This window comes from Ruegeria sp. BH6, assembly GCF_056538105.1.
Map to the genome: position 1 here is coordinate 179,741 of NZ_JBQFSR010000007.1, position 16,630 is coordinate 196,370.

The 16,630-nt window shown below is 58.4% G+C and carries 16 protein-coding genes; 9 read left to right on the forward strand and 7 right to left on the reverse strand.

All coding sequences use genetic code 11. The annotated features are described in order from the left end of the window. Nucleotides 1–16: 16 nt before the first annotated feature. From ACR0B8_RS15415 to ACR0B8_RS15435, 5 genes are all read left to right on the forward strand, one after another. On the forward strand, nt 17–571 hold the full coding sequence (locus ACR0B8_RS15415) for an HdeD family acid-resistance protein (RefSeq protein ID WP_170351857.1): 555 nt from the start codon (nt 17–19) through the stop codon (nt 569–571). 42 nt (nt 572–613) lie between these two features. Continuing rightward, a complete protein-coding gene (gene leuD / locus ACR0B8_RS15420; protein ID WP_170351856.1) occupies nt 614–1,219 on the forward strand; it encodes a 3-isopropylmalate dehydratase small subunit in 606 nt (201 codons plus the stop codon). Between the two features lie 331 nt (nt 1,220–1,550). Then, nucleotides 1,551–2,381, forward strand: a complete 831-nt coding sequence (locus ACR0B8_RS15425; RefSeq protein ID WP_170361854.1) for a hypothetical protein — start codon at nt 1,551–1,553, stop codon at nt 2,379–2,381. Continuing rightward, nucleotides 2,378–3,421 carry an endonuclease/exonuclease/phosphatase family protein gene (locus tag ACR0B8_RS15430; RefSeq protein ID WP_226689691.1) on the forward strand — a complete coding sequence of 348 codons (1,044 nt, stop codon included), beginning with the start codon at nt 2,378–2,380 and terminating at the stop codon, nt 3,419–3,421. Before ACR0B8_RS15425 ends, ACR0B8_RS15430 begins: the two co-directional genes overlap by 4 nt. Nucleotides 3,422–3,478: 57 nt before the next feature. Continuing rightward, complete coding sequence (locus tag ACR0B8_RS15435; protein ID WP_170361852.1) at nt 3,479–4,372, forward strand: LysR family transcriptional regulator; 894 nt, start codon at nt 3,479–3,481, stop codon at nt 4,370–4,372. Here the strand turns inward: ACR0B8_RS15435 and ACR0B8_RS15440 are convergent. Further along, nucleotides 4,369–4,896 carry a redoxin domain-containing protein gene (locus ACR0B8_RS15440; RefSeq protein ID WP_170351852.1) on the reverse strand — a complete coding sequence of 176 codons (528 nt, stop codon included), beginning with the start codon at nt 4,894–4,896 and terminating at the stop codon, nt 4,369–4,371. The genes ACR0B8_RS15435 and ACR0B8_RS15440 overlap by 4 nt on opposite strands. 91 nt (nt 4,897–4,987) lie before the next feature. Between ACR0B8_RS15440 and leuB the strand changes: the two genes are divergently transcribed. After that, nucleotides 4,988–6,091, forward strand: coding sequence for a 3-isopropylmalate dehydrogenase (leuB, locus tag ACR0B8_RS15445; protein ID WP_170361851.1), 1,104 nt, complete (start codon nt 4,988–4,990; stop codon nt 6,089–6,091). Between the two features lie 62 nt (nt 6,092–6,153). Here the strand turns inward: leuB and ACR0B8_RS15450 are convergent, their stop codons facing one another. Next, a complete protein-coding gene (locus ACR0B8_RS15450) occupies nt 6,154–8,337 on the reverse strand; it encodes a transglycosylase domain-containing protein (protein ID WP_170379345.1) in 2,184 nt (727 codons plus the stop codon). Between the two features lie 250 nt (nt 8,338–8,587). Here ACR0B8_RS15450 and ACR0B8_RS15455 point away from each other — a divergent pair, with 250 nt between their 5' ends. Together ACR0B8_RS15455 and ACR0B8_RS15460 are read left to right on the forward strand one after the other, a co-directional pair. Beyond that, complete coding sequence (locus ACR0B8_RS15455; protein ID WP_170351849.1) at nt 8,588–8,926, forward strand: P-II family nitrogen regulator; 339 nt, start codon at nt 8,588–8,590, stop codon at nt 8,924–8,926. Nucleotides 8,927–8,958: 32 nt separating this feature from the next. Beyond that, nucleotides 8,959–10,287: an ammonium transporter gene (locus tag ACR0B8_RS15460; RefSeq protein WP_480658958.1), complete on the forward strand. Its 1,329-nt coding sequence runs from the start codon at nt 8,959–8,961 to the stop codon at nt 10,285–10,287. A 70-nt stretch (nt 10,288–10,357) separates the two neighbouring features. Here ACR0B8_RS15460 and ACR0B8_RS15465 read toward each other — a convergent pair whose 3' ends face one another. The 4 genes from ACR0B8_RS15465 to ACR0B8_RS15480 form a co-directional block, all read right to left on the reverse strand. Then, on the reverse strand, nt 10,358–11,542 hold the full coding sequence (locus ACR0B8_RS15465; RefSeq protein ID WP_226689688.1) for an amino acid aminotransferase: 1,185 nt from the start codon (nt 11,540–11,542) through the stop codon (nt 10,358–10,360). Further along, a complete protein-coding gene (gene sseA / locus ACR0B8_RS15470; RefSeq protein WP_226689687.1) occupies nt 11,542–12,396 on the reverse strand; it encodes a 3-mercaptopyruvate sulfurtransferase in 855 nt (284 codons plus the stop codon). Before sseA ends, ACR0B8_RS15465 begins: the two co-directional genes overlap by 1 nt. An 80-nt stretch (nt 12,397–12,476) precedes the next feature. Then, entirely contained in the window at nt 12,477–12,746 is a 270-nt protein-coding gene (locus ACR0B8_RS15475; RefSeq protein WP_170351845.1) for a CBU_0592 family membrane protein, read from the reverse strand. Nucleotides 12,747–12,775: 29 nt separating this feature from the next. Next, nucleotides 12,776–13,339 (reverse strand): helix-turn-helix domain-containing protein, encoded by a 564-nt coding sequence (locus ACR0B8_RS15480; RefSeq protein ID WP_226689757.1) that lies wholly within the window; start codon nt 13,337–13,339, stop codon nt 12,776–12,778. Nucleotides 13,340–13,445: 106 nt separating this feature from the next. On the opposite strand from ACR0B8_RS15480, the gene ilvD reads away from it, so the two are divergent. After that, nucleotides 13,446–15,278 (forward strand): dihydroxy-acid dehydratase, encoded by a 1,833-nt coding sequence (gene ilvD, locus ACR0B8_RS15485; protein WP_226689686.1) that lies wholly within the window; start codon nt 13,446–13,448, stop codon nt 15,276–15,278. A gap of 393 nt (nt 15,279–15,671) precedes the next feature. Here the strand turns inward: ilvD and ACR0B8_RS15490 are convergent, their stop codons facing one another. After that, the gene (locus ACR0B8_RS15490; RefSeq protein WP_170361846.1) at nt 15,672–16,490 is read right to left on the reverse strand and encodes a sulfotransferase family protein; all 819 of its coding nucleotides are present in this window, start codon (nt 16,488–16,490) and stop codon (nt 15,672–15,674) included. Between the last annotated feature and the right edge of the window lie 140 nt (nt 16,491–16,630).

Genomic DNA, 16,630 nt, shown 5'->3' on the forward strand with positions numbered 1-16,630 from the left:
TTGAGGGATTGAACACATGAGTGACTGGATCAAATGGTTCCTGCTGGGGCTGCTGTCGATAGCATTTGGCGTCTTTGCGCTGGGCAATGCGATTGCAGCTTCGGTTGCGGTGACGGTGGTGACTGGGGTGTTGCTGCTGATTGCAGGCGCGTTGCAGGTTGTCGGCGGGTTCACCGTCGAAGGCACCGGCAACAAGATCCTGTCTCTCATCATGGGTGTGGTGATGCTGTTTCTGGGCTGGTCCTTCCTGGATCACCCGCTGCAGGGGACCTTGACCTTGGCGACGGTGATGCTGGTTCTGTTTATGGCAGGCGGCATCGCGCGGGTCATTCTGTCGTTCCAAATGAAAGGAACGCAGTTTTTCTGGCCCACGATGATCTCGGGCATCTTGTCGATCGTCCTCGCCGCTATCATCTGGACGTATGTGGGCAAGGAACCCCAGGCTCTGCTGAGCATTCTGGGGATCTTCCTGGGCATTGAGATGCTGTTCAACGGGTTCGGATTGGTCTTCATGGCGCTCTTCATCAAGAACGCACCCAAAGACGAAACAATAGAAGCGAAACAGGCTTAAACGCGGGGCACGGGCGCAGCCTTCTCCCGCAGGAGTGTGAACATGGAAAAGTTTGACAAAGTCCACGGGGTGGCTGCCCCAATGCCACTGATCAATATCGACACCGATATGATCATTCCGAAAGTGCATCTGAAAACCATTAAACGGTCCGGCCTTGGCGTCGTGCTGTTTGATGAGATGCGCTACCACGATGACGGGCAGGAGAACGAAGAATTCGTCCTGAACCAACCCGCCTATCGTGAAACCGAGATTCTGGTGGCAGGCGACAATTTCGGCTGCGGCTCGTCCCGCGAGCACGCGCCCTGGGCAATCAAGGATTTCGGCATCAAGGTGGTGATCTCGACCAGCTTTGCCGACATCTTCTATAACAACTGCTTCAAGAACGGCATTCTGCCGATCGTGGTCGAAGAAGAACATCACGCGCTGCTGATGGAAGATGCCCACAAGGGTCAGAACGCCCGCATGACCGTGCATCTGGAAGATCAGCAAATCACAACATCGGATGGCGTCGTGATCGAGTTTGACGTCGACCCACACCGCAAACACTGCCTGCTGAACGGTTTGGACGATATTGGCCTTACGATGGAAAAAGACCATCACATCGACAAATTCGAGGATCACGCAGGCCAGGCCCGCCCCTGGGTGTGATTCTGTGGATGAATCTGTGGATACTCAACCTAATGGGGTCGCCTCGGCGGCCCCATTCGCATTCTTGGGGTCAAAAGCCTAACTACCACAAGATATAGGTATCAATTTGAGATACACGTCGGATTTGCGTCGAAAATGATGCAATCCCGCACCAGTTGCGCCATCATTTTGCCCGAAATTACGTGTTTTCTGCACCTTGGCTTGAGCGAAATGTCGCTTATCGTCAAAGTTGGCGAGACAGAGGCATCCGTCAAAAAATTACGCGGCGGGCACAAGTTGGAACGTAAGTCGGCACAGAATCGGCTACTCCGGTTTGGAAAGGGTTCGGATAGTGATTGCGCGCACAACTGGGGCGGCAATTCGGGGAATAATGGTTGCACTGATGGTGCTAACCCCCGCGTTGTACTTGCCCGTATCGTCAACGAATGGCACCGAGATTGTCGTCTTTCTCGCCATTCTCGCATTCTTTCTGACGTTTGCTGAATATAACTCGGCCTTTCCCAGCTTTATCGAATTCCGCGACGCACCACCTGTGAACCGCCTGCGTTTTGTCGGGTTGATGTCGATGATCACTTTCCTGACGCTGATCTGCAAAAACGCCTATGCGCCCAGCGATCTGACCGGGCTTTTTTATGCGTTGGGGCTGGGCATCGCCAATGTTGTCGATTTCCCCTATTCGCCGGTTCGGCTGGTTGTGCTGGTGTTGCCCGCCGATGCCAACGCGCCGCTGATCGAATTGGTGCGTATCTCTGCCAGTGTTGCTTATGTTGCCGCGCTAGTGACCATTGCCAGCTTTGCCTATGCGGTGAAGATGCGCGGCTGGCCTACCGGCAACGGTGCGTTCAACGTCTGGACCAACCTGCCGCTGTTTGACCCGACCAAGGGCGGGGACGTCGTCACCCGCCTGCAACGGGACGGGCGCCTGAATATCTCGATCGGGGTGCTGCTGCCATTCCTGATTCCAGCGCTGATCAAATTATTGACTGACTATGCCAACCCGATCTCGCTGAGCAATCCTCAGACCATGATCTGGACCATGAGCGCCTGGGCCTTCCTGCCCGCCTCGATGATCATGCGCGGCATGGCGACATTGCGCATCGCCAATCTGATCGTTGAAAAGCGCCGCGCCTATTCCACGGCTGAGTCTACACAGGCCGCATGATCCGCATTCTTCTTCTGTTGCTGATGCCGGTTATGGCACAGGCAGAAACGCTGCGCATTGCCACCTTCAACACCGAGCTGAACCGCGACGGGCCGGGTCTGTTGCTGCGCGATATCCGGCGCGGCGATCCACAGGTACAGGCGGTGGTCGACGTTCTGGTCGCCGCCCGACCAGATATCGTCAGCTTGCAAGGCATCGACTGGGATATGGACGGGCTGGCTTTGACTGCTTTGGCCGATCTGTTGCGGACCGCTGGACTGGACTATCCCCATCACTTCGCCACCCAGCCCAATGCGGGGCTTGAGACCGCTTTGGACCTGAACGGAGACGGGCGCACCCATGGTCCGGCAGACGCGCAGGGCTGGGGTCGTTTCACCGGTCAGGGTGGGCTTGCGGTGCTGTCACGGCACCCTATCCGCACCGACACTGTGCAGCAGTTTACGGATCTGCTGTGGCGCGACCTACCGGGCGCGCAATTGCCAGTGACGGAAGACGGCCCCTTCCCATCGGAACAGGCCCAGCGCATTCAGCGCCTGTCCGCTGTGGCCCATTGGATAGTACCTGTGGACACACCCATTGGTTCGCTGGATCTGATGACATTTCACGCGGCCCCACCAGTGTTTGACGGCCTCGAGGATCGCAACGGGTTGCGCAACCGCGACGAAATCCGCCTTTGGTCCGCAGTTCTGGACGGAGAATTGGGGCATAGGCCCCAAGGCCCCTTCGTGATCGCCGGAGATGCCAACCTGGACCCGACACGCGGCGATGGGCGGAAAGAGGCAATACAGGCGCTGCTGGCCGATCCGCGTTTGCAGGACCCACACGCAGATCAACCATTGGAGTCCCAGACTACTGTGGTCTGGAAGGCGGTGGGCGAAATGCGGGTGGATTACGTGCTGCCCTCGGCCGACCTGCAAGTTACCGCAGCGGGGGTGTTCTTGCCCAAACTGGGCACGCCTCTGCGCGTCGCCGCCGAACAGGCCAGCAGACACCGGTTGGTCTGGGTCGACATTGCTGCGCCCAAGCAGCTTTCGCACTGATCCATTCATTTCACTTCTGTTATTGCCGCCAGGATCGGAACGTGTATTCATTTCTGAATGGACAAATCTCTTACTCATGCCGACTGGTCTTTGATCCAAAGCTTTCTGGCCGTGGCTCAGACCGGCTCGCTTTCGGCAGCAGCGCGGCAGCTGGACCGAAGCCAACCTACGCTGGGCCGCCAAATCCACGCGCTTGAGGATGAGCTGGGCGTGTCCTTGTTCGACCGGCATGCCCGCGGACTGAAGCTCAGCGATGTTGGCGCGCAACTGCTGCCGATGGCGCAACAGATGCATTCGGCGATGACGTCATTCAGTCTGGCGGCGGCGGGTCAGGCACAGCAACTGGAGGGGACGGTGCGCATCACCGCTTCGGTCTTCGCGTCGCATCACTTGCTGCCGCCGATTCTGGCACAAATCCGGGCCCAGGAACCTGCCATTCAACTGGAACTGGTGGCAACGGACACGATCGAAAACCTGCTGTATCGCGAGGCCGACATTGCCGTGCGCATGTATCGCCCGGAACAGATGGACCTGATCTCGCGCTATCTTGGGGATGTGCATCTGTGTTTTTGCGCGGCCCGCACTTATCTGGATCGCGCCGGGCGGCCAACACGCCCCGAAGAACTGTTCGACCACGATCTGGTAGGCTTTGACGCCAATGAACAGATCATCACTAAGATGCGCGCGCGAGGGTGGCCCGCCAGCAGGGACAGCTTCGCCACCCGCTGTGACCTGCAAAGCGCCTATTGGCAACTGGTCCGTGCGGGATGCGGAATCGGCTTTACCCAGATCGAAGTGGCAAAGGCTGATCCGGATGTCGAAATAATACCGCTGGATGTTGATGTTCAGACATTGCCAGTCTGGCTGGCCGCACCGCAGGCCATGCGTCAGACCCCGCGCATTCGCAGGGTCTGGGATTTGCTGGCGGACGGGTTGAAGGCCAGCCTTTAAAGCGCGCCGGTATAGGTGCCGCGCGGCGGGTAGTTGTTGCCCAGAGTGAATTTCAGACCGCCAACAATGTCGGACATGGCAGGTCGGGCAAAGGGCGTGGTCTGTTGCCACGCATAATAAAGCATTCGATTCGGGGCGATGAAGAAATGACCTGGTTCGGCGAACAGGTCAGGTTCGGCGCTGCCTTCGCGCGCGGTTGAGATGTTCAGCCCCCAATCATCCCGCGCCGCAGCCATTGGCAGGCTGTGCCCCACACGCAGCCGCGAAACACCGGCCTTCTCGGCCGTTTCCGCGGCGCGCTCGGCCGTGTCTGTGGTGATCATGATCACTTCGATACCAAGCTCGGCAAACTCATCCAGCGCCGCTTCGACCTCGGCCATCTGCTTGATACAGATCGGGCAGTGCAGGCCGCGATACTGAATCACCAACGTGCCATTTTCGCCCTTATCGGTATCCAGATCGAAACGTCCATGGCTCACCGTTTCAATTTTCAGCTCAGGAACGGGGTTTCCCGGTATCAACATGTGTTTTCCTCGTGAATTGGCCGGATCGTCTCATTGACCCGATGCGGCGCAGACGCTAGGGCCTTTGCGACGAAACGCAAGGAGATCCTTCATGTCCAACCCCTCGCTCCTCATCCTGCCCGGAGACGGAATTGGCCCCGAAGTCATGGCCGAAGTGCGCAGAGTAATCGATTGGTTCGGCGAAAAGCGCGGCCTTCACTTTGACGTGAGCGAGGATCTGGTGGGCGGTGCGGCCTATGACGCGCACGGCAAGCCACTGTCGGACGAGACCATGGCCAAGGCGCAGGAAGTTGACGCCGTTCTGCTGGGCGCTGTTGGTGGTCCGAAATACGACGATCTGGATTTCAGCCTCAAGCCCGAACGCGGGTTGCTGCGTCTGCGCAAGGAAATGGACCTGTATTCCAACCTGCGCCCTGCGCAGTGCTTTGACGCGCTGGCCGATTTCTCGTCGCTGAAAAAAGACATCGTCGCCGGTCTTGATATCATGATCGTGCGCGAGCTGACCTCGGGCGTCTATTTCGGCGAACCCCGGGGAATCTTCGAAGAAGGCAATGAGCGCGTCGGTATCAACACCCAGCGCTATACCGAATCCGAGATCGAACGCGCCGCGCGCTCGGCCTTTGAACTGGCGATGCGCCGGAACAAAAAGGTCTGCTCGATGGAGAAGGCCAATGTCATGGAATCGGGCATCCTGTGGCGCGAGGTCGTGGACCGTGTGGCCAAGGAATACCCCGAGGTCGAGCTGTCGCACATGTATGCCGACAACGGCGCGATGCAGCTGGTGCGCGCACCCAAACAATTTGACGTGATCCTGACCGACAACCTGTTCGGCGATATCCTGTCGGATTGTGCCGCGATGCTGACCGGCTCGCTGGGCATGCTGCCGTCGGCGTCCTTGGGGGCACCGATGGCCAATGGCCGCCCCAAGGCGATGTACGAACCGGTCCACGGCTCGGCCCCCGATATCACGGGTCAGGGCAAAGCCAACCCGATCGCCTGTATCCTCAGCTTCGCCATGGCACTGCGCTATAGCTTTGATCAGGGCGAAGAGGCGGATCGACTGGAGGCCGCGATCGAGAAGGTTCTGGCAGACGGTGTCCGCACCGGTGACTTGCTGGCCGATGAGGGCGTTCAACCAGTCTCGACCACCGAAATGGGTGACGCGATTCTGGCGGCGCTGGACAGCAGCCTCTGATCCGCTTTCACATCAGACAAATAAAAGGCGGTGCCACGCGCACCGCCTTTTTTATTGGTGCATCAGTTGCCGAATATATTGTTCAGCAGATTGTTGATTGCATTTTCAAACCCACCCTGCCTGCGGCGTTGTCGCTGCGGCTGTGCCACCTGTTTAGGTGGATCCGGGGCCAGCATCGGCAGCGGTGTGGGTGTCATACCTTCGGTCACGCGCAGCATGGTTTCTTTCCAGATCTCTGCGGGCAGCCCACCCCCGGTCACGCCGGACAGGGGTGTGTTGTCGTCATAACCCATCCAGACACCGGCCACGTAATCCGCTGTAAATCCGATAAACCACGCATCCCGCGCCGCCTGCGTCGTGCCTGTCTTACCGGCCACCTGCCAGCCCGGCAGTTGCGCCCGTGCGCCGGTCCCCTCGGACACCACACGCTGCATCATCCAGGTCAGCTGTTTGGCGGCCTTGTCGTTGATCACCCGCTCACCAATGCCCGAGCTGGTCACCATCACCGGCGTATCATCCTCCAGCAGCTTCAACTCTGACAGGCCATAGGGTTCCACGGCCGAGCCACCATTGAGGATACCGGCATAGGCACCGGTCATCTCGATCAGCGTGCTTTCCGACGCGCCCAGCGCCAAGGCCGGCCCCTGCGCCAGATCGCTGTCGATGCCGAACTCACTGGCGACCGTGCGGACATTGTCCAGACCGGCAACTTCGGCCACTTTCACCGCCGGGATGTTCAGCGAATTCTTCAGTGCATCTGCCAGCGTAACCCGACCATAGAACTTGTGGGTATAGTTCTTGGGACACCACTGACCGGACCCTGGAATGTTGACGCAATAGGGCTCATCCACAACCGTATCCAGCGGTGAATAGCCCAGCTCCAAAGCCGTGGCATAGACAAACGGCTTGAAGGACGATCCGGTCTGGCGCAATGCCTGCGTGGCGCGGTTGAACGCACCCGAGACCCGCGTCTGGCGCCCGCCGACCATGGCGCGTACGGCGCCGTCTGCCGACATCACCACAATTGCGGCCTGCGCCTTGGACCCTTCGCGGACCTTCTCCTGAAAGATGTATTTCAGCGCTTCTTCTGCCGATTTCTGCAAGCGCTGGTCCAGGGTCGTCTTGATCACCACATCATCCGTGGTATCTGCCCCAAAGTAACTGGGCAGCTCTGTAATGACCCAATCGGCGAAATACCCGCCGGCCCGTGCTGCTGCGGCCTCGGACAGTTGTGCGGGGTTGCTGCGGGCACTGCTGGCTTGCGCGGTTGTCAGATAGCCCTGCGCCTCCATCAGCCCCAGCACCAGACGCCCCCGATCCTGCGAGCGTTGCAGGTTGTTCGTGGGCGCATAACGCGTGGGGGCCACCAGCAGACCGGCCAGCATCGCCGCCTGCGCCGGGTTCACCTCGGCTGCAGAGATACCGAAATAGCGCTGGCTTGCGGCCTCGAACCCGCGGGCACCGGCACCAAGGAACGCGCGGTTGAGATAGATGGTCAGAATCTCATCCTTGGAATACTTGACCTCCATCGCAATCGCATAGACCGCTTCCTTGGCCTTGCGCCACAGCGACCCCTGACGGCAATCGGATTCATACGCAGCCTCGGACTCCCATTCGCTGGGCACATACGGCACGCCCAAGCAGAGCAGCTTGGCGGTCTGCTGCGTGATGGTTGATCCGCCATGGCCTGACAGCGGCCCGCGCCCCTCGCTCAGGTTGATGCGCACAGCACTGGCCACACCTCGGGGGCTGACGCCGAAATGGCGATAAAACCGCTTATCCTCGGTGGCGACGACAGCGTTTTTGAGGTGCGGTGAAACAGTGCCCGCCGTGATCACCCCGCCGAACTGATCCCCGCGCCAGGCAAAGACCTTGCCGTTGCGGTCCAACAGCGTGACCGACCCCCGCGCCCGACCGTCCAGCAGTTCATTCACATCTGGCAGCGTGGTGTAGACAACTCCAACAGCCAGCGCCAACAGCATCGCAACCACCGCGCCGACGCGCCAGGTTATGCCCCAGATCAACCGCCAGACCCACCGGAAGAAACGGCGGAAAATACCCCCACCACCGCCACCGGATTTCCGGCGCGCTTTCTTACGCGTGGTCTTGCGCGTCGTCGTTTTGCGCGCGGCCGCCTTCTTGCCCGCGGGTTTCGCGGTGCGCTTGGTCGCCGCGGGCTTGCGCCCTTTCGACGGGTACCTTTTATCCGCGACAAGCGGTGCCTTTCGGCGCCTGGACTCAGTCATGCTCAAACTCTGCCCGGTTATCGTTTTGAGGCACAATACAATGCCACGCCGGTGAAGTAGAGGTCTGAAATTCCGGCAATCAACCTCCATAGCATGCCTATTTATTACTCAATTGTCACTTTTTGTGCAAAAATTGTGCACTTCCCCACGCATTCACCCGGCGTCGTCCCTCCTTACCCGTTCCTTACTGCGGTCAGGCACGCTCTTTTTTCTGCAGGTGCAAACAGACCGGACCGCAGAGGGGACCAACGTGAAACTGATTATTGCGACAATCAAGCCGTTCAAGCTTGAAGAGGTGCGCGAGGCACTGACCGACGCAGGCCTGCAAGGCATGATGGTGACCGAGATCAAGGGCTTTGGCTCTCAATCTGGTCACACAGAAATCTATCGCGGCGCTGAATACGCAGTGAATTTCGTGCCCAAAATCAAGTTGGAGATTGTGGTGCCTGCCACGATGGCCGACCAGATCGTCGAAACCATCACCAAAACCGCCCGAACCGGCAAGATCGGCGACGGCAAGATTTTCGTCCTCGATGTTGAGCAGGCCCTGCGCGTGCGGACCGGGGAAATGAACGAAGAGGCGCTGTGAGCGCCCCCATTCACAATATTCGAGGACTGACTATGAACCTGATGAAATCCCTCATTCCTGCCGCCGCGATTGTCACGCTGCCGCAGATGGGTCTGGCGCAAGAGGCTGCCGTCGAAGGCGAGGCCGCGCTGCACACCCAGTATATCTTTACCACTCTGCTGTTCCTGATGGGCGGCTTCCTCGTTTTCTTCATGGCTGCTGGCTTTGCCATGCTGGAAGGCGGGCTGGTGCGTTCCAAGAACGTGGCCATGCAGATGATCAAGAATGTGGCGCTGTTTTCGATTGCCGCGATCATGTATTGGCTGATCGGCTTTAACCTTATGTATCCGGGCGATGGCTGGTCCATCACCGGTTGGCTGGGTCCGTTCTTCTCAACCACCGTGCTTGATCCCGTTGGCGTCGGCGCCGATGCAGCAGCTCTGGATTATGCCTCAATCGGTTCGGATTTCTTCTTCCAACTGGTCTTCGTTGCCGCGACTGCGTCGATTGTGTCGGGCGCCGTTGCCGAACGCATCAAGCTGTGGCCCTTCCTGGCTTTTGTCGTTGTGCTGACCGGTATCATGTACCCGATCACCGGGTCGTGGAAATGGGGCGGCGGCTGGCTGGACGCACAAGGCTTTTCCGACTTTGCCGGGTCGACCGTGGTGCATTCGGTCGGCGGCTGGGCGGCTTTGGCCGGGGCCATCATCTTGGGCCCGCGCATCGGCAAGTATAACAAAGACGGCAAGGTCCACCCGATCCCGGGTTCGAACCTGGCGCTGGCAACCCTGGGAACGTTCATCCTGTGGCTGGGCTGGTTCGGCTTCAACGGCGGCTCGCAATTGGCTATGGGCACCGTGGGGGATGTCTCGGACGTGTCGCGCATCTTTGCCAACACCAACATGGCCGCCGCTTCGGGGGCTGTCGCGGCGCTGATCATGACCCAGCTGTTGTACAAAAAGCCTGACCTGACCATGGTGCTGAACGGCGCACTGGCCGGTTTGGTGTCGATCACGGCCGAGCCTCTGGCCCCGACCCTGTTCGGTGCGCTGTGGATCGGTGCCGTGGGCGGTATCATCGTGGTCTTTGCGGTTCCGATGCTGGACAAGTTCAAGATCGACGACGTGGTCGGTGCCATCCCGGTTCACCTGTTCTGCGGTATCTGGGGCACCATCGCCGTCATCTTCTACGGCGAGGCCACGCTGATCACACAATTGACAGGCATCATTGCTTACGGTGTGTTCACCTTTGTCGGCGCAATGATCCTGTGGATGATCCTGAAAGCCACCGTCGGCATCCGCGTCAGCGAAGAAGACGAAATCAACGGCCTCGACATGGCGGAACTGGGTATGGAAGCGTATCCCGAGTTTTCAAAAGGCTAAGAGTCAACCACTCTCAAACAAAAAACCCGGACGTTCGCGTCCGGGTTTTCATTTTTAAAACTGCGGGATTTCAAACCCCGACGTCGACAATCGCCTTGGCCAGAATTGGCACGGTGGTCGCGTTCAGGCCGGCGATGTTCAGGCGGCTGTCACCGACCATGTAGATACCGTGATCGTCGCGCAGTTTCTCGACCAGTTCCGGAGCCGCACCCAGGCGCGAGAACATGCCGCGGTGCTGAGCAATGAAACCAAAGCGGTCCGAGCCGCTCAGCCGCTGCAACTCATCCGACAGTTGCTGACGCAGGCCCAGCATGGACAGGCGCACATCTTCGAGCTCGGCAGCCCAATCGGCGCGCAGGGCGTCGTCATTCAAGATGGTGGTCACCACGCGTGCACCGTGATCGGGCGGGAAGGAATAGTTCTGGCGGTTCAGGAAGGCCAGCGTAGCCTGATTCAAGGCTGTCTGCGCTGCATCATCACTGATCGCCATCAACAGGCCGGTACGTTCGCGGTAGATGCCGAAGTTTTTCGAACAAGACGCCGCGATCAGGCAGCGCTTGACCGACGAGGCTACCAGACGGGCCGCCTGCGCGTCCGCCTCCAGACCGTCGCCAAAGCCCTGATAGGCAATGTCGATCATCGCTACCAGACCACGTTCGTTGATCAGGTTCACGACCTCTTGCCACTGCACCATGTTCAGGTTGGCGCCGGTCGGGTTGTGGCAGCAGCCGTGCAACAGCACCACGTCACCCGCCTTGGCCGTCTTGAGATCCTCGATCATGCCATCGAAGTCGACGCCACGGGTATCGCCGTCGAAATAGTGATAGGGGACCATCTCCATTCCCAGATAGTTCAGAATCGACAGGTGGTTCGGCCATGTCGGGTTCGACACGAAAACGCGCGCCGATGGGTTGGCCATGCGGATCAATTCGAACGCCTGGCGGCAGGCTCCGGTGCCGCCCGGAGTGGCCACGGCAGCGATGTTACCGCGTGGCACAGACGTGCCCAGGATCAGGCCGATCATCGCATCCGCATAAGCCGGGTCACCGGCCAGACCGGTATAGGCTTTGCTTTCCTGCTCTTCCAGAATGCGCTTTTCGGCGGCCTTCACCGCGCGCATCACCGGGGTCACGCCTTCGGCATTCTTGTAGACGCCGACGCCCAAATCGATCTTTTGATCACGCGGGTCTTCGCGGTACATCTGCACCAATGCCAAAATTTTGTCGGCAGGTTGCGGCTTGAGGTTCTCGAACATCAGTTCTCTCCGGTTGCGACGGGCAGGGTCGGGAAGGCACCCCATTCAGCCCAGGAGCCGTCATAAAGCGAATGATCTTTCTTGCCCAAGCGTTCCAACGCCAGGCTGAGGATGGCGGCGGTCACGCCCGACCCGCAGGATGTGATTGCAGGCTTTGACAGGTCCACACCTGCGGCTTCGAACACAGCGCGGCAATCGTCGGGCGATTTCATCGTACCATTCTTGTTCAGCAACAGGTCAAAAGGCACGTTGCGCGACCCCGGAATATGCCCCGACCGCAAACCTTCGCGCGGCTCAGCCGCAGTTCCGGCAAAGCGGGCGGCGGATCGGGCATCGATAATCTCATGATCGGCGAGTTTGGCTGCGGCAGATACCTGCGTCACATCCCGTACCAAATGGTTTTGCACTCGTACGGTCATATGGCGATCCCGAATGATCGGCGGCAGGTCTTCGATTTCTCGGCCCTCGGCCTGCCATTTCGGCAAGCCGCCATCTAAAACAGCGATGTTTTCCTGACCCATCAGCCGAAACAGCCACCAGACCCGCGCCGCAGACATCAACCCGGCACCGTCATAGACCACGACCTGATGTCCATCCCCCACACCCATCGCCCGCAAGCGCGACATGAATTTTTCGACCGGTGGTGCCATATGCGGCAAGTCCGAACGCTGATCGGAAATATCATCGATATCGAAGAACCGCGCACCGGGAATATGGGCGGCGTCATATTCCGCCTTAGCATCCCGTTCCTGTTGCGGCAGATACCACGACCCGTCCAGAATCCGTAAATCAGGATCCTTGATATGGGCGGCAAGCCATTCGGTGGAAACGAGTGTTTTCGGATCGTCCTGCATCAAAGCCTCCCCTAAGCGAGCTTGAGTTTTCCCTATACGCGCACGCATTCGGGTTCAAGACTGGATGGGGCCTAGCCCACCTAACGCGCGCGCCTGAGACGGAAAAACTGAACGATCCCGATCATACTGATCAGAATCCAGAAGGATTCGATCAACATAGACGCCAGATTGAAATTCTGAAGCAGCGAATAGACGATCAGGATCGACCCGGCGAGGTTCAGCACCGGGAATGCCAGATCGTCCGAATTCATCATCCGCATCTGAGTGGCAAAATACGCAGCCACCACGACCAAAGCACCGATTGAGCCAATCGCGTCCGCCAGTGTTAGAGTTTCCAGAAAAGCGCCCATATCTTGCCTTTTACTATGTGGGGTCAGGTTCAGCCGATCGCGGGCAGCGCATCCAATTGTGCATAATGGTGCATGTTCAAAAAAACAGCCCCTTGATCACCGGCGCGATAGCCATGCGGCAGGTCCGCCGCAAATCGCAGGCCCTGTCCCGCCTCAAGCGCCACCCACTTCCCATCACGCAAAATCTCAAGCGCGCCGTTCAGGACAAAGACCTCTTCCGTCACGCCAGTCGCGTGGGCGGCGGATTCGTGGCTTTGGTTCGGCGAAAGTTCCACATGAAATGTCTCGGCCCGCAGGGTGGGGTCAAAGGGAAAGACGATCTTAACTTCGATGCTGCCGGGAAAGGTCACCGTGCGAAACACGTCAGGCGTTGTCGTATCGCGCAGTGCCGCCGTGCCGATCAATGCACTGAGGGGCAGTTGAAACCCTTTGGCAATCTTCCACAGCGTCGCGATGGTCGGGCTGGATTCTCCACGCTCGATCTGGCCCAGCATGGCTTTGCTAACGCCGGTCATCTCAGCCACCTTCGACAGGCTCAGCCCCGAGGCCGCCCGCACATCCCGCAGTTTCAGTGTAATATCGTCCGGTGCCATCTGATCGTCTTTCGAATCCTCTTGTGCGTTATAGCGCACATGTGGTACGTGCGTTATAACGCACACATCCCGCATATCGCAACCGGGGCAAAAGGGAAACAGCATCATGCCAATGTACCGATCCAGAACCTCCACCCATGGCCGCAACATGGCCGGTGCCCGCGGCCTGTGGCGCGCAACCGGTATGCAGAATGACGATTTCGGCAAACCGATCATCGCCATCGTCAACTCGTTCACCCAGTTCGTTCCCGGCCACGTTCACCTGAAGGACTTGGGCCAGATGGTCGCGCGTGAGGTTGAGGCAGCAGGCGGCGTCGCCAAGGAGTTCAACACCATTGCGGTGGATGACGGCATCGCCATGGGCCATGACGGAATGCTGTATTCGCTGCCCTCGCGCGAAGTGATCGCGGATTCGGTCGAATATATGGCCAACGCGCACTGCGCCGATGCGATGGTCTGCATTTCGAACTGCGATAAGATCACCCCCGGCATGCTGATGGCCGCAATGCGCCTGAACATCCCGGCCATCTTCGTCTCGGGCGGTCCGATGGAAGCGGGCAAGATCGACATCGCTGATCTGGACGTCAAAAAGATCGACCTCGTCGACGCGATGGTTGCCGCCGCTGATGACAAATACACTGACGAACAGGTGCAGCATATCGAAGAAAATGCCTGCCCCACCTGCGGGTCATGCTCGGGCATGTTCACTGCCAACTCGATGAACTGCCTGGCCGAAGCGCTGGGTCTGGCGCTGCCGGGCAATGGTTCGACCCTGGCCACCCACGCTGATCGAAAAGATCTGTTTCTTGAAGCCGGTCGCCGCATCGTCGAGATCACAAAACGCCATTATGATCTGAACGAAAAAGGCTTCCTGCCGCGCGAGATCGCAACCTTTGAGGCGTTTGAAAACGCCATGAGCCTCGACATTGCCATGGGCGGATCGACCAACACGGTTCTTCACCTGCTGGCCATCGCGCATGAAGGCGAGGTGCATTTCACCATGTCCGACATGGACCGCCTTAGCCGCAAAGTCCCCTGCCTGTGCAAGGTGGCACCAAACACTGAAAACGTACACATGGAAGACGTTCACCGCGCCGGGGGTATCTTCTCGATCCTGGGTGAGCTTGGCCGAGCGGGGCTGCTGCACGAAGATTGCGCCACCGTGCATTCCGCCACGATGGGTGAGGCAATCGCGAATTGGGACATCAAGGTCGCCAACAACCCCAAGGCGCAAGAGCTGTTCAAGGCCGCCCCGGGGGGCGTGCGCACCACCCAAGCCTTCAGCCAATCGAACCGGTACAAGGAACTGGATATCGACCGCGAAGGCGGTGTAATCCGGTCGAAAGAGCATGCCTTCAGCCAGGATGGCGGTCTGGCGGTTTTGTTTGGCAATATCGCTCGGGACGGCTGTATCGTGAAAACTGCAGGCGTTGATCCCGCCAGCCTGACCTTCACCGGATCGGCCTATGTCTGCGAAAGTCAGGATCAGGCGGTCAATGACATTCTGACCGGCAAAGTCGAAGCGGGCGACGTCGTGGTGATCCGCTATGAAGGCCCGCGCGGCGGTCCGGGGATGCAGGAAATGCTGTATCCGACCTCGTATCTGAAATCCAAAGGTCTGGGCAAAGCCTGCGCCCTGCTGACTGATGGTCGGTTCTCGGGCGGTACATCCGGCCTTTCGATTGGCCACGTCTCACCCGAAGCCGCCGAGGGCGGTGAGATCGGACTGGTGCGCCCGGGCGACAAGATCGAGATCGACATCCCCAACCGCAGCATCCATCTGGCCGTATCAGACGAAGAACTTGCAGCACGGCGCGAAGAGCAGGACGAAAAGGGCTGGGTGCCGGCCGAGCCGCGCAAGCGCAAGGTGTCGACCGCGCTGAAGGCTTATGCCAAGTTGACAACCAGCGCGGCGAAAGGGGCGGTGCGTCAGGTCTGAATCGAATTGTAGCGTCAATCGAGGTTTTACGTGCAGCCTCGATCGGCGTTATCATATTTTTATATGACTATGGTTGCACAAGCCCTCCTAGTACCTACATGATATTTACTCACAAATTAGTGAGTAAAATTAAATGATTACGAAGGAGCAAAATAATGGGAAAAGGTTCACCTCAAAACGACCCGAACGGTGCTGGCTATCCATCACAAACCGGTAATTCGTCTGGCGGCGGCCGCGGTAACGACAATCCGGGTGGGAAAAAGTAACCCGATTTTCACCCGCTGCGAGATCAAAATGAAATCAGAGATTAGCTTCTGATGTGGCGCTGCGCGGAGATAAACTTCGCGCAGTGAATTTAACAATCACCGGCCGCCAACCAAACATCCACTACATTCAATCGCCAAGTTTGGCGTGAACTTCATCCAGATCAATTTCACCGATCGGCATCTTATTCGCCGGGTTCTCAAAATCGTATCGGAACAGTTCGAAATCCTGTTTGTAGATTTCGTAGACCAAATGCATGGACAGATCGTCGAAATAATCCTCGACCGGATGCGCCCGTTTGGGGCCATGCCCTTCGGATTCGTTGAACCGTGGAATATCTGAAAGGCTGACAGCGTGAGGTGTGTCCAGATTGTCCAGCACCCCCTGCATTCCGTCATTGAATTTCTCAGTCCAGAAAATGCGGTCGTATCGCCCACCATTTACGATGAAAGTCGAGACATGCCCTGACACGGCCGACCAGTGAATGTCCGGGTCCATCGGTCGGCGCCAGCGGATCGTATCCCGCGCAAACAGCAAAAAGCGTCGAAAACTAGCGATCTGATCGAACTCGCCCTTGCCGTCATCGCCGCCCACTTCGATCCCGTAATTATAGATCAGCGTCGGCACCAGATTGCCGCGATACCGGCTGCCGTTGCGCTGGATGCCGCAAATCTTGTCGAAGAATGAACTCAGTATCCGCGTGTAAGGATTGCGCACGCAAGTAAAAGAGTATGAGGCGTGCTTGCGAATATTGCCGGAAATCCGGGCCTGGCTGTCGGCAAAGGCCCATTTGTGCATACCGTCCTTGGCGTCATGAATATCGCCGTCGAAAAACCGACCGTGGTCCGAGTAGTACATAATCTGCCCGATGGTCGAGCACGCACATTTCGGCACAACACGGTACACCATACTCTCACTCTCGGTCATCCATGTACCGGGAAAACCCATCTGCAATGCCTCCTCAGCGGGTCAAAATAACCACACGCGCCCGCCTAGGCTCTTAAAGAACCAAAAATATTCTGTTTATTCAATCGCTCATCCTCAGTATCAGAGAGCAAACAGGCAGAAACGGACGTTACAGACGCAAT